Origin of the sequence: Methylomonas rivi (genome assembly GCF_024505165.1) — a bacterium.
GTDB classification, from domain to species: Bacteria; Pseudomonadota; Gammaproteobacteria; order Methylococcales; family Methylomonadaceae; genus Methylomonas; species Methylomonas rivi.
In genome coordinates this window covers 22,095-35,620 of sequence record NZ_JANIBK010000010.1, presented here as the reverse complement: position 1 = coordinate 35,620, position 13,526 = coordinate 22,095, and the positions used below count along the sequence as shown (strand labels likewise).

Sequence of the window (13,526 nt, the reverse complement as noted above, 5' to 3'; positions counted from 1 at the left end):
ATGGGGTATTTCCGAATTCGAAACAAAAATACAGAGTATTTAAGTATCTTTTGGTTCCAAAAACAGCATAAGGTCAAACCCGAATTGTTGTTTTAATTTTTGCAACGCTTCGTTTTGGATTTGCCTGACGCGTTCCCGGGTCACTTGTAACTGATCCGCGACTGCTTGCAAAGTCATTTCGGTATGATTTTTCAAGCCGAAGCGCATGGCCAGAATAACGGCCTGCTTTTCCGGCAAGGTGGCCACCGCCCTGTCCATATAACTGACCAGATCGGTATCGATCAAATCCTCCAGCGGCAGGCTGAATTGTTGCTGCTGCATTTTTTCCATCATGGACATGCCGTCGTCGTCTTCGTTGGCGCCGGCGTCCTGCATATAGGTGGATTGATAATAGCTGCTGATGGTTTTGATATCTTGTTCCGACAAATCGCAACTGGCTTTCAATTCGGCCAATGTGGGCCAACGTTCGTGTTGCAAATAGCTATTGCGCATCGCTTCGAAGATGGGCGAGGATTTCTCCGCCAATGCCACGGGCAGCGGCACCACCTTATCTTGCTTGACGATCAATCTTGAAATGGCTTGCCGGATCCAATAAATGGCATAGGTTGAAAAACAATTCCCCCGCTCGGGATCGAAACGGTCCACCGCCTTAATCAAGCCCACCATGCCTTCCTGCATCAAATCGTCAAAGCTTAAGGAAACGGTTTTATATTTATGCGCCACAAACGCCACTAAACCGGTATTGCTGGCGATCATTTCCTGGCGCAGGCGTTTAAGCCCGTACCTGCAAACATGCAAACGCGCCTTATAGCCGGGCTCCAGCGCTCCCAACAGTCCCAGTTTATTTTCGGCAATTTCACTGATTTCAATCAGATAAACAGAGAGAAAATGCAAACCCCGCAAAATCCGGTAGGCCGCCGGCGAAATCTCCAGCCGGTCAATCGGCATCTGGCTTAAATCCTGTACAAGCCTATAATCTTGTACAACATTGTATCTGTTAACCGGTCTGACATCGTCCAGCAAGCTGTCGAAAACCGCCTCTTGTTTGGCTACCTCGGCTACGAATCGGTGCAAGGAGTCTTTGTAATCGTCATTGTTCTTAACCAGCAATATGTCGGAATAGTCGATGCCTTTTTTTAAGTCCAATAATAACTGCCTGACAATCAAGCCGGCTACCTGATTGTTTTCCAATAACAAATCCAATAATTGCCGGCGGGCTTTTTCAACGCGGCAAGCCAGGATCACAGGTTCGGACTCGCTGGCGGGACTGGCCGTTTCGGTAACTGCTGCGGAGAGTGCTGACATGGGTTTTTCCCGGGTTAACTATTAAGTTGGCATCGAAGATACAATGTCGTATAATTTTTGTCAAACTTATTTTTATACAAAACATAAACAAATGTATTCGATTAAAGCCATCACATCACTAACCGGCCTGACGGCGGAAACTTTGAGGGCCTGGGAGCGGCGTTACGATTGCATTACGCCCAAACGCAGCGAGAACGGCCGCCGGTCCTATTCCCAATTGGATCTGGAAAAGCTTAAGTTGCTGGTTAATTTGACTCGAAACGGTCACGCCATCAGTAAAATCGCCAACCTGTCCTGCGAACAATTGCGTCAATACCAGCATCAATCACCCGAACAGAACGACCAGCAACAAACGAATTTGTTCAATCAGCTGGTCGATGCCTTAAAAAATTACCGCATCGAACGCTGCGAACAATTGCTGAAACGCGCTCAACTGGCCTACGAACCCTTGGACTATGCCAGAGACGTTTTATTGCCCGCGCTGCATTTAATCGGCCAACTCTGGCATGAGGAAAAAATCAATATCGCCCAGGAACACATGTTCTCCAATTGCGTAAAACGCATCGTCTTGACCATGGTGAACAATCTGCATCAACCTTCGAAGCAAAACCCTTCGATGCTGTTTGCCACCCCCAGCGGCGAACCCCACGAATTCGGTATCTTGCTGGGCTGCCTGGTGGCGGCGGCCCAGCAATACACTTGTTATTATGTCGGGCCGGACCTGCCCAGCCGGGATATTATCGACGCCTGCCGGCATTTAAAGCCGTCCGTGATAGTGCTGGGCATGGTAAAGAACCCGCCGGAAGCGCAAACCCTGATTCAACTCGATCAACTGACCGAGTTTGCCGAAACCGGCGCCGCCAAAATCTGGCTGGCCGGGGCGGGTGCCGAATACTGGTTTAATCGCACGAAATCGCCGCCCACGGGGTGCGAATGGATCGCCAGCATCGACCAATTTCACACCAAGGCCCGGCAGCAGCATTTTTTTAAATGAGACTCCATTTACCCGCCTTGACATTCGCATCCGCCCAATCCAGACTCGAGCACCATAACTACTAAAATAAGAGGTGCGCTATGAGTCGGTTTATTTTGTTTTTGTTACTGAGTGTTTTTGGCTTGTACAACCCTTCCGCCCGGGCGGCGGGCAACTCTCGCTTCGAACCCGGCGATACCGTGCTGACCAATTGCCACCAGATTTATACCAAGGGCACCGTGAAAGCCCGGGTCGACGACGGCTACACCATACATTTCCCGAAAAAAAGCGGTCCCATTAACTGCCCCCCCTTCCGCTGGCATGCGGAATACGTACTGCCTTACCAATCCGTAGCGGAATACCGCCTACCATCTTTCGGCGGCTTAAAGGCGGATAAAGTGTTTCGTATCGGAGAAAGCGTAACCCTGCGCTTCGAAGCGGACAAACGCATCGTCCAGAACAAGGATACGGTGGACATCGCAGCGGAGATTACCGACATTAGCGGCAACGGCGCCGTGGCGCTGAAACTGCTGAGCAGCGATCCGGAATCCGCCGCCATGTTTTGGAAGTGGGTGGGCAGTAATTATGTGGATCTTCGCCATGAAGCGCTGGCGGCGGAAAGGAGTAAACGCTGAACAACCGAGGCCTGACTGTGAACGTAAGGGTTTCGTCAAAAATAACATTCCCGTATTTTGGGGGATGGTTGCCGGTAGGAGGGGCTTTAGCCCGATCAAGGCGCTGCTCATCGCGACTAAAGCCCCTCCTACGAAGGCAATATATTTCGGTAAGTTGTTTCCATCCTTATTCTAGGCGGTTTGCGACACCCGCGCTTGCTTGTTGGACAGGCGACGGCGGCACGCAACCGCGCCCTGGGCGATGTCCGGCTTCATGAACGTTAGCTTGAATTTTTGGCCCGCAGCCAAAAAACCAGCATGGCGTCTGCATCCACGGGCTTGCTGAACCAATATCCCTGAATGATGTGGCAACCGTTTTCCTGTAAAAAATCGCGTTGCACATCGGTTTCAACACCTTCCGCCACCAGCTTGATATTCAGGTTCTTGGCCAAATCGATCACCGCCAAGGGAATGGCCGTTAAACGGGTATCGCTCAAACTCTGTAGACTGGTAATCTCCATGATGAACGAGCGGTCGATTTTGATTTCATCGATAGGTAAATGCCGCAGATAACTCAAACTGGAATAGCCGGTGCCGAAATCGTCGATGGAAATGGCCACGCCCAAGCCTTTAATGGAATGCAGCAGTTCGATGGTGGTCTGCTGCTTGTTCATCACCACCCCTTCCGTGAGTTCGATCTGAATCAAGGCCGGATCTATCGCAAAACTATTCATGGCTTGCGACAAGGTTTTGTGCAGATTGCCACGGTGAAACTGAATCGGCGATACATTGATGGCCACCGGCGCCAGCGTCGCCCCCTGTTCCTGCCATGCCGCCATGGTTTTACACACTTTATTGATCAACCAACAGCCTATATCCACGATAAAGCCGGTTTCCTCGGCGATCGGTATGAACTCGGCCGGCGACACGGCGCCCAATTCCGGACTGAACCAACGCAACAAAGCCTCCGCGCCGACGATATTCTGCCGGTCAAGCGCGTATTTGGGCTGATAATGAATCGCCAGTTCGCCGTGTTTTAGCGCATTGTGCAAGCCATGTTGAATCAGCATGTAGCGTTCGGTCTGGTTTTCCAGGGATTTATCGAAAAACTGAAAATTATTGCGCCCTTCCTTCTTGGCCAGATACATGGCGCTATCGGCATGTTTCAGCAATGTGGCCGAATTTTCGCCGTCCTTGGGGTACAAGCTGACGCCAATACTCAAGGTGATGCGTAATTCCCGCCCGGCAATTTGATAAGTCTTGCTGGACGCCATAAAAATTTTGGCCACCAAGCGGGACGCCATTTTAGCGCTGCCGACATCGGGCAGCAGAACCGCGAATTCATCGCCGCCCAAACGGCTGACGGTATCGGCCTCCCGCACCACCGACTGCAATGCCTGGGCAACGCTGAGAATTAACTCGTCCCCCACGCTGTGCCCCAGCGTGTCGTTAATATTTTTGAAATGATCGATATCCAGGTAAATCACGGCCAACACCGTCCCTTCGCGTTGGGCCTGCAAAATGGCCTGACTCAGACGGTCGTTCAACAGTAAACGATTGGGCAGATTGGTCAGGCAATCGTGATGCGCCAGATAGCGCATTTTTTCCTCGGCCGCCAACCGCTGGGTAATATCGGCAAATACCGACGCATAATTACAAATTTCGCCGTTCTCGTCCCGAATCACGCTGATGTTGATCCACTCCAAAAACAGTTCGCCGTTTTTATGCCGGTTCCATATTTCGCCGGACCAGCGGTCCTGTTTATCCAACTCCTCCCACATTTTGCGGTAAAAGTCGCTATCGTGCTTGCCCGAGCTTAAAATTTTCGGATTGCAACCCAACACCTCGGTATCGGCATAACCGGTAATTCGGGTAAACGCCGGATTGACGCTGACGAAATTGCGGTTTTTATCGGTAATCGTAATGGCCAGCGGCGACGTCATGAATACCGACGACGATAGCTTCAGTTTATGCAAATATTCCGTACGCCGCACGCAATTAGCGATGGCGTTCAGTAATTTATCCCCTTGCAGGGGTTTTACCAAAAACTGGTTGATTTGCAGGCTCATCAGATTTTCGATCAGCGGCGGCCGGGATTGCCAACTGCTGATACCGCTGATCAAAATCACCGGCACCGCCGGGTCGATGGCCCGAATTTTTTGAATCAGCCGCAAGCCGTCGCCGTCCGGCAAAATCATGTCGGTAATGACCAATTGCGGCCGGTAGCGATTGAATAAATCCAAACCCTGCGCGGCATTCGCCGCGGCATGCACGGCCCCCAGCCGCCTTTGCAGGTAACGGGTCAAATGCTCCAGCGCATCGAGATCGTCTTCCACATACAACACCGACAGCCACTTCAGGTCCGGCTGGTCCGGCATAAAATAAGCGGCCGCCCCAACGGACCGGGTTTGAGAGGTTTCCGCCCCGTGCGTAAGAGGCTCCTCTTCCCGCGGCACGGGTTTATATAAGACTTCCAGTAAAGTCACGTCATCCTGACGGCGCGCCAGAGGCACTTGTTCCAACAGCCCGGCGATATCCTCCATCAGCGTCCGGTACTGGCCCTGTTCCATCGCCGACAGGCATTGCCGCATGGAAACGCCAGGGACGTCCGCATCCAATGTCTCCGGCAAACCATCGGTATACAGATAGATTCTTGCGGGATCATTGCAACGGTAAACTTGCAATTCCGGACAGAAATCATCGCCGCTCACAATACCCATGGCCACATGGTTGGACGAAAATTTCCGCGGCTCCCTCTCTTCGTTCGTAAATACCAACAGCGGCGGGTTCCCGCAATTGATCACTTCCAAACGATGCTGTTTGGCATCCATGCACAACAAAGTCATGGTGACAAAATGTTCTCCCATGCCGCGTTGGCACAGAGTCTGGTTCAATTCATCCGCAATCCGCGGCAGGCTAAACTCATGGGCCGCCAACTCCCGAAAACGCCGGGGTAAATCCAGGGCCGGCAGAATAGCCGCCAAGCCATGCCCCATGCCGTCCCCCAACATCACATACAAACTATTCTTTGTGGCCTCCATGCAGTAAAAATCGCCGCTGATCGCGCTTTTTGAGCGGCTGATGACGCGGGCTTCCTGATGTTGGTTGTCGCCGACCAACTGGGTGACGTAGTGTTCAATACGCTGATGTTGATAGCGGTAATCGCTAACCGTTTCCTGCAACTGATCGAGCCTGTGGTTAATCACCCTTTGCGCGCCCAATTTTTCGGTCGCGACGCCGAGCGCTTTCGTCAGTTGATCGAAGCTGATCGGTTTGACGATATATTGGGTTGCGCTCAGACACATGGCCTCTTGCAATAGCTCGACCTCCGAGTGGGCCGACAGGAAAATGATCGGCGTGCAGTCGTCTCCCGACTCGCGTATCGCCTTGCACATTTGCATGCCGTCCATTTTCGGCATCCTGAAATCGGAAATAACGATGTCGGGCCGATATTCCCGATACAACGCCAGCCCCCGCACACCGTCTTCCGCTTCGATAATCCGGGCGCCCTGGCGGCGTAAAAAAATACCCAACAGATTCCGCGCCTCCTTGCCATCCTCGACGCATAGAATTGTCAAGCCTTCCAGGGAATGCTTGTTCGGCATGGATGTGGTTTGCGACAAATTCATAATCCGGGCTCCTGAGCCGCGGTTTGCGGCAGATACACACTGAACCGCGCGCCCTGTTCACGGTTTTTGGCTTCGATTCGGCCGTTCATGGTTTCTCGTATGGATAAATTACTGAAATACAACCCCAGGCCGGTGCGGTCCGGCTTGGTAGTAAAATAAGGATCGAAAATTTTCGGCAGATTTTCCTCATCGATACCGCCGGCATTGTCGCTAACGTGCACCGCCACCCAGGCCTCCGCCGGTTCTATACCGATTTTGATTTCGCCGTTTGTAATATGTTTTGCCAGGATTTGCTCCTTGGCATTGTTGATCAAGCATAACAACACCTGAGAAAATTCCCCAACCTGAATCATTACCCGCGCCGGACAGTCCGCGTTTGCAAACTCCAGTTTAATGCGATGATAAACCATGCTGGCGTGCAATAAACCCATGCAAGTATTGATGCTTTCGGCCAATACCGCTTCGATCAGGTATTTGTCGTTTTTAAAAAAGCCGCGAAATTCGTCTATGGTGCGCGACATGCCGGACAGGATTTCCTGGGAGCGCGTCAAGCCCCGATGCATGATCTCCTTGTCCGCTTCGCCGTGGGCCAGGGCATCGTCCAGATTCATCATGATCACCGCCAAGGCATTCAACGGCTGCCGCCATTGATGGGCAATATTACCTATCATTTCCCCCATTGCCACTAATTTGGCTTGCTGTTGCAACAGCAGATTGCTTTTTTGATTTTTCTCCAGTTCCCGCCGGACCCGTTTATCCAACTCGGCATTTAAAGACAGCAGTCGATTTTCTTCCTGCTTTTGCAAGCCTATGTCATGCACGGAACCCACTATTTGTTGCAATTCGCCGTTATCGTCGAAAACCGCCGCCATATTCAGGCCCATCCATTGCCAGTTTCCGTCCGCGTTTTTTATACGATGCTGCAGATTCGTGACGGCGGCCCCCCGGCTTTGCAAGCCATCCAAGGCATCCAGCATTACGCTCCGGTCCCCGGGATGGAAGCGCTCCGACTCGGCCAAACTTTTCAGTTCGCGGCCGATGAAATCCTCGGGCGATAGCCCCACTATATCGTTCACTTGCGGCGACATGTAGTCGATAACCAAATCGGCGTTACAGGACCAAATAATCACATTGACCACCGACACCAATTGCTTGAAGCGCGCTTCATTGCGCTTGGCTTTACTGATATCGCGCGCAAAAGCGATGTTATATTCCGCCTCGCCCAGGCGTACATAATTCGCCATTACCGTGACCGGATAGCGCTTGCCGGCGCTATTTCGATGCTGGGTTTCCAGATAGATCAACTTTTGTTGCTTCAGCTCTTCCCAATGCTTATGCCATAGAGGAAGAGGAAATAACGGATCCACATCGCCGATCCGCAATTGCAAAATCTCGGCCTGGCTATAGCCCAAGGCACGGCAGGCCTGCCGATTGGCATAACGGATATAACCGTCCCTATCCAGCCAATACACCTCGATGGAGACGCTATCCATCACGAATTGGCTCAATTGCAATTGCTGTTGCGGGTCGCTGGCCGGCAAGGCGTTGCCGATCTTGGCGAGAATATAGCGGTTCTCCCGATCGCTAAAATATTCCAGCTGCAATAACACCGCGCTAGGCGCTCCCTGCTTGGGTTGTTGTAGGGCCTCAAACACCACGCCGGTTTCCTCGCCCGCCAGCAAGGCCTGAAAACAGGCGTGGCGCTGCAGCCGCGGAAAAACCTCGGTAACCGGCAACGACAGGCATTCTTGACGGTTATAGCCCAAGCGTTGCAAAGCGGCTTCCGTCACCCAACAAAAATGTAAACTATCCGCATTGAACACATAGCATTCGTCCCGGTTCATTCCGCTTTACTCTCCGCGCTTTCCGTCATAATTTGCCTTGCCAAAATAAAATCGAACTAGCGGCCGGTTCGAACGCTAGTCTCTAACAGCCCAACTGCAGACTATAAACCATGTAAGCAAAAACCGACTACAATCTAAAGGGGTTAACGTTCAAAACCTAACCGGCGCCGCTTAAGGAAGCTCCGAACAAGTTGATTCCGCTCACGGTTCGACACACTCACCGCGAACGGAATCAACAACTTAGCGCTCGTCCCGAGACTATCGAAGGACTTAATCTGAGCTTCCTTAAATATACGTCTAAAAAACCATTTTTAACCTTGCCTGCTTGAAACGCGGAGTCCAAAAATGCAGTTTGCCAGCCAATTGGAGGTATTGCGAAAAAAATTCGCCGCTGATTTGCCGGCGCGTTTTCAGGAAATTAAAACCTTATACCACAATCAAACCCGACAACCGGGAGGCGGCGATCCCACGCAACTGCGCCAGGCGCTACACCGCCTGGCGGGTTTGGCGGGCACCTTCAAAGCCAATCACATCAGCGAACTGGCCCGCAATCTGGAAAACCGCTATGCGCAGGAATCGACAGATTCGAGGGATGAAAACCAACGCATCATCGTTATTTTATTCGGCCGCCTGGAAACCGCCATCCAGCAATATCTGGCAAATGTTAACCAAATCGATAGTTACTATTTGGCAAAAACGACCATCGGCAAAAACGATAAAGCCATTTGCCTGATTGCCCCGGAAAATCCGCAAACCGAATGGTTTGCCGGCGTACTCGGCGAAAACGGCTATTCGATCAACCGCCAGCCCGATCTAAAAGCATTTGCCGAGAGCATCGGCAACCAGCGCAAGCTACCCTCGATGATTATCATGGACGCGGCATTGAATAGCCCCGGTACTGGCCAGCCCGGCATCCATAAACTCAAAGCCGATATCAAGGATTTCCCGCCCCTGATTTTCGTGTCGGAACGCGGCGACACCTTATCCAGACTGGAAGCGGTGCGGGCGGGCGCCAGCGATTATTGGCTAACCCCCGTAAACCGGGATTTTTTACTGGACACGGTCGCCCAATACCTGACCCCCACCTCCCGCCAAAAGATCCTGATCGTCGATGACGATGCCATCGGTGCCGAATACATAGCCGGCATCATCAGGGCCGCCGGTTATCAAAGCCGGGTTCTCAACGAACCGCTGCGCGTTTTCGAGGTATTGGAAGCATTCAAACCCGACCTGCTGATTCTGGACATTTATATGCCGGATTGCAGCGGCATCGAACTGGCGAAAGCCATTCGCCAGTGTTGCTGCCATAACATCATGCCCATCCTGTTTTTAACCACGGGCACCGACATCGACCAGGAGCTTTGCGCCTTGGGCAGCGGCGGCGACGAATTCATCCGCAAAACCGATCCGGATTGTTATCTGCTGGAAAAGCTGTCCTACCGCTTACGCCGGCTCGAGCAAATCCGTACCCTGCACCAGCAGCTGAAAACCGCCCAGCAGCGCTCCGAACGCCTACGTAAATCGCAAAGCGATTTCCTGACCTATGTGGTACATGAATTGAAAGCGCCGCTCAACCTGATACTGGGCTTTAGCGAATTGTTGCAAATGGACGGCGGCCTGCATGCCGAACAGCAAGACATGGTCAAGGAAATTGTCAAGGCCGGCCATACCCAGCTGGCCATGATCGAAGAACTTGCGGAACAAGTGCAACTGGCAACCGGCCGCTTCACGTTGAATAGCGAATCGCTTGATATTCTTCCCTTGTTGAACCGGGCCTCCGCCAATGCCGCCATGCTGGGACTCGAAACCGGTATCGGCGTGCACGCCCGCTTCGCGCCGCAACCCGGGGTTTACGTGCGGGCCGACCGGCGCAGGCTGGAACAAATCCTGGCCAATCTGCTGTCCAATGCCATCAAATACAATAAACCCGCCGGTCAGGTATGGATAAACATGCAACAACGCGCCAACAATATGTTGCGAATAAGCGTGACCGATACCGGTATCGGCATCGCCCCCGAGGACGCCGAGATCGTGTTCGAAGCATTCGAGCGTTTAAATGCGGCGCAACTGGGCATAGACGGCCTCGGTATCGGCCTGTCGATTTGCAGCCAGCTGCTGAAACTGATGAACGGCCGCATCGGCCTCGACAGTCAATTGGGTGACGGCTCGACGTTTTGGATAGAATTGCCGCTCTCCTTGGAATAATTCAGCTCGGAATCCCTTATGACGACAGACAGCCTCATCGACGACCTGCAAAACCAGATCAAAAACTGGGAGATACGGCATCGCACCTTATTGAATACCTTAAGCGATGCCCTGATTACCATAGACCGGCAAGGCATCGTCAAAACCTTCAATCCGGCCGCCGAATTAATTTTCGGTTACCCCGCCCGCGAAGTCATAGGGGAAAAAATCAATATGTTGATGCCGCAGCCCCACAGCGACGAGCATGACAAATACATGGACCGCTACATCAACACCGGGCACAAACACATTATCGGCACCGACCGCGAAGTGATGGCGCTGCGCAAGGACGGCTCGACCTTTCCGATCGAACTGGCCGTCAGCGAGATGTGGCAGGACGGCGAGTTGCAATTTACCGGCCTGATCAAGGACATCACCGAACGCAAAAAAATAGAACGCCTGAAAAACGAATTCATATCCACCGTCAGCCATGAATTACGTACCCCGCTGACGTCAATTCGCGGCGCCCTGGGCCTGATCAACAGCGGCCTTTGCGGCCCCCTGCCGGACAAGGTTAACGCGTTATTGACCATAGCCACCAACAACACCGAACGCCTGCTGCTGCTGATCAACGATATTCTGGACATCGAAAAAATCGAATCTGGCCATCTGCGCTTCGATTTCAAGCGCCTGGTTTTGGCCGATTTGATCGAGAAAGCCATAACCGATTGCAGCAGTTATGCGGTGGAACATCAAATACAGTTTGCCTTCAGCGCCGCCGACCGTCTGGTACAGGTCAATGCGGACCCGGACCGCTTAATCCAGGTCATCAACAATTTATTGTCCAACGCCGCCAAATTCTCTCCGAAAAACGGCACGGTCGACGTGTCGTTGAACCTCCGCCCGGGCTTTGCCCGCATCAGTATCGCCGACCACGGCGCCGGCATTCCGCGGGAGTTCCTGCCGCGCTTGTTCGACAAGTTCTCTCAGGTCGACGGCAGCGACAAACGCCACACCGGCGGCACCGGTCTGGGTTTAAGCATAGCCAAGGCCATCGTAGAAAAACACCAAGGCAAAATCGGCGTGGAAACCGCCGAGGGCGCGGGCACTACATTTCATGTCGACTTGCCCTTGCAGTCCATCAACGACATTAAAGAGCAATTGCCCATCGATCCCGCCGCCGCGGCAACGATTTTGATTATCGAAGACGACCCCGATGTGGCGCACCTGATTAAACGCATTCTGTTCGATGCCGGTTTCAACGCCGAAATTGCCTATGACACCATCCAGGCCAAACAGTTATTGCAGCAAAACCATTACGAAGCGATCACCCTGGATATTATTTTACCGGGGCAGTCCGGACTGGACTTTCTGAAGGAATTGCAAAACCAGGGGGATGATATCCCGGTGGTGATCGTTTCCGTCGACGATAATAAAAAATACGCCGACAACACCTGCATCAATCAAGGCGTGGTGGATTGGCTGCAAAAACCCATAGACAGTCAAAAGCTGATCGACGCCGTCCAGGGTATCCAATCGGCCGCCCGGCATTCCCGGCGGCCGTTGGTTTTGCAGGTTGAGGACGAAGCCGATGTGCGCAAGATCGTCGAACTGATTCTCACGGATACCGCCGACGTAGTGGCCGCCGGCAGTTTGCGGGAAGCCAGGCAACAATTGAGCCGGCAACAGTTCGACTTGGTGCTGCTGGATGTGGGCCTGCCCGACGGCAGCGGCCTGACCCTGTTGCCGGAAATCAGGCAGCGCCACCCGCACACCAAAGTGGTGATTTTTTCCGCCCAAGACGTGGGAGAAGGCGTGGCCAGCCAAGTCAGCGCGGCACTGGTTAAATCCGTCACCAGCAACTTCAAGCTGATTCAAACCATTAAAGCCGCGATAAAATGATGACGCCCAGAAAACAGCCGCGTTTTCCCTGTGTCGGTATCGACTTGATGTTTTCGCCGTTGCAGGACGATTACGTCGAAGCGATGGGCGCTAAAATTTACCAGGCCGTTTGCCACGACATGAGTTTTTCCGGCTTGTCGTTCGATGTCATCAAGGCGCTGCCGGTCGGGGAGCGGCTGTTGATCATCGTGGAAAATCAATTTCAGCCCAAGGAACAACTGCATGCCGAAGTCCGTTGGTGTAAAACCGTTTCGGAGCAGGTATACAGAATCGGGGTAAAAATATTGTTGGAGCAAGCGCTCGATTTCCCCGACTCTCAGCTTGCATTGGACGATATCGCCGCGCATGACCTGTCGGTACCCAGCGGCGCCGAATTACGCTGCCCCTCCTGTTTGGAGCGGTCGGTTTTCGAACTGGTCGACCACCAAACCGGCCAATGGGCCAAGGGTTTATTACCCTTATACAACTGCTCGATTTGCGGCACCACCCGCACCATTCCCAATATCCTGGAATTCAACCGCCGCTTTTACCTCAACGAGTTTAAAAGCAACCGCTTGGTTTTTAAACAAGCGGACGTCCCGCCGCAACCTCGCCACAAGCTAGTCAAAATTTTGTACGTGGAAGACGACCCGGACATTCAGACCGTTGCGAAAATGGCCCTGGAAATGCTCGGCGGCTTCGAACTCGAGGTATGCGGCGACGGTTATCAAGCCCTGGAAAAAGCCCAGGCCTTTGCGCCCGATCTGTTTTTACTGGATATGATGATTCCCGGCATGACGGGCATACAAACCCTGGACCGCTTGCGCGCCCTGCCCGGCCTGGAAAAAGTGCCGGCTATTTTCATGACCGCCAAAATTCAAAATCACGAAATTGAAGCCTATAAACGCCAGGGCGTTCTGGGCCTGATTCCCAAACCCTTCGACCCCATGGCCCTGGCCAACGACATCAACAGCATCTGGCAAACGCACGCCAACCCGCCGCCTTTGGCTGATGCCTAGGCAGCGGTCCGGGGAAGCGATACCCGGCCAAGCCGTTTCCGGTTCGGGGTTTCGTCAAAAATAACATCACCGTATTT

The 13,526-nt window shown here is 52.8% G+C and carries 8 protein-coding genes; 5 read left to right on the top strand and 3 right to left on the bottom strand.

Translation table 11 applies throughout. From position 1 onward, the window contains the following. Positions 1-39: 39 nt before the first annotated feature. The gene (locus NP596_RS03530; RefSeq protein WP_256613849.1) at positions 40-1,305 is read right to left on the bottom strand and encodes a sigma-70 family RNA polymerase sigma factor; all 1,266 of its coding nucleotides are present in this window, start codon (positions 1,303-1,305) and stop codon (positions 40-42) included. Between the two features lie 91 nt (positions 1,306-1,396). Between NP596_RS03530 and NP596_RS03525 the strand changes: the two genes are divergently transcribed. Beyond that, positions 1,397-2,299 carry a MerR family transcriptional regulator gene (locus tag NP596_RS03525; protein WP_256613848.1) on the top strand — a complete coding sequence of 301 codons (903 nt, stop codon included), beginning with the start codon at positions 1,397-1,399 and terminating at the stop codon, positions 2,297-2,299. Positions 2,300-2,379: 80 nt separating this feature from the next. Next, positions 2,380-2,913: a hypothetical protein gene (locus tag NP596_RS03520; protein ID WP_256613847.1), complete on the top strand. Its 534-nt coding sequence runs from the start codon at positions 2,380-2,382 to the stop codon at positions 2,911-2,913. A 260-nt stretch (positions 2,914-3,173) separates the two neighbouring features. Here the strand turns inward: NP596_RS03520 and NP596_RS03515 are convergent, their stop codons facing one another. Together NP596_RS03515 and NP596_RS03510 are read right to left on the bottom strand one after the other, a co-directional pair. Continuing rightward, positions 3,174-6,521, bottom strand: a complete 3,348-nt coding sequence (locus NP596_RS03515) for an EAL domain-containing protein (RefSeq protein ID WP_256613846.1) — start codon at positions 6,519-6,521, stop codon at positions 3,174-3,176. Continuing rightward, positions 6,518-8,365, bottom strand: coding sequence for a PAS domain-containing sensor histidine kinase (locus NP596_RS03510; RefSeq protein WP_256613845.1), 1,848 nt, complete (start codon positions 8,363-8,365; stop codon positions 6,518-6,520). Before NP596_RS03510 ends, NP596_RS03515 begins: the two co-directional genes overlap by 4 nt. Positions 8,366-8,710: 345 nt before the next feature. Here NP596_RS03510 and NP596_RS03505 point away from each other — a divergent pair, with 345 nt between their 5' ends. Genes NP596_RS03505 through NP596_RS03495 form a run of 3 tightly spaced genes read left to right on the top strand, consistent with a single transcriptional unit; the run spans position 8,711 to position 13,449 of the window. Next, on the top strand, positions 8,711-10,570 hold the full coding sequence (locus NP596_RS03505) for an ATP-binding protein (protein WP_256613844.1): 1,860 nt from the start codon (positions 8,711-8,713) through the stop codon (positions 10,568-10,570). Positions 10,571-10,588: 18 nt separating this feature from the next. Next, positions 10,589-12,451: a response regulator gene (locus NP596_RS03500; protein WP_256613843.1), complete on the top strand. Its 1,863-nt coding sequence runs from the start codon at positions 10,589-10,591 to the stop codon at positions 12,449-12,451. Continuing rightward, positions 12,448-13,449, top strand: a complete 1,002-nt coding sequence (locus NP596_RS03495) for a response regulator (protein WP_256613842.1) — start codon at positions 12,448-12,450, stop codon at positions 13,447-13,449. The genes NP596_RS03500 and NP596_RS03495 overlap by 4 nt, the downstream gene beginning before the upstream one ends. The last annotated feature ends 77 nt before the right edge of the window (positions 13,450-13,526 follow it).

Excerpts from the sequence above, each read along its gene's own strand:
- NP596_RS03530 (WP_256613849.1), bottom strand. The coding sequence starts at position 1,305 with ATGTCAGCACTCTCCGCAGCAGTTACCGAAACGGCCAGTCCCGCCAGC.
- NP596_RS03525 (WP_256613848.1), top strand. The coding sequence starts at position 1,397 with ATGTATTCGATTAAAGCCATCACATCACTAACCGGCCTGACGGCGGAA.
- NP596_RS03520 (WP_256613847.1), top strand. The coding sequence starts at position 2,380 with ATGAGTCGGTTTATTTTGTTTTTGTTACTGAGTGTTTTTGGCTTGTAC.
- NP596_RS03515 (WP_256613846.1), bottom strand. The coding sequence starts at position 6,521 with ATGAATTTGTCGCAAACCACATCCATGCCGAACAAGCATTCCCTGGAA.
- NP596_RS03510 (WP_256613845.1), bottom strand. The coding sequence starts at position 8,365 with ATGAACCGGGACGAATGCTATGTGTTCAATGCGGATAGTTTACATTTT.
- NP596_RS03505 (WP_256613844.1), top strand. The coding sequence starts at position 8,711 with ATGCAGTTTGCCAGCCAATTGGAGGTATTGCGAAAAAAATTCGCCGCT.
- NP596_RS03500 (WP_256613843.1), top strand. The coding sequence starts at position 10,589 with ATGACGACAGACAGCCTCATCGACGACCTGCAAAACCAGATCAAAAAC.
- NP596_RS03495 (WP_256613842.1), top strand. The coding sequence starts at position 12,448 with ATGATGACGCCCAGAAAACAGCCGCGTTTTCCCTGTGTCGGTATCGAC.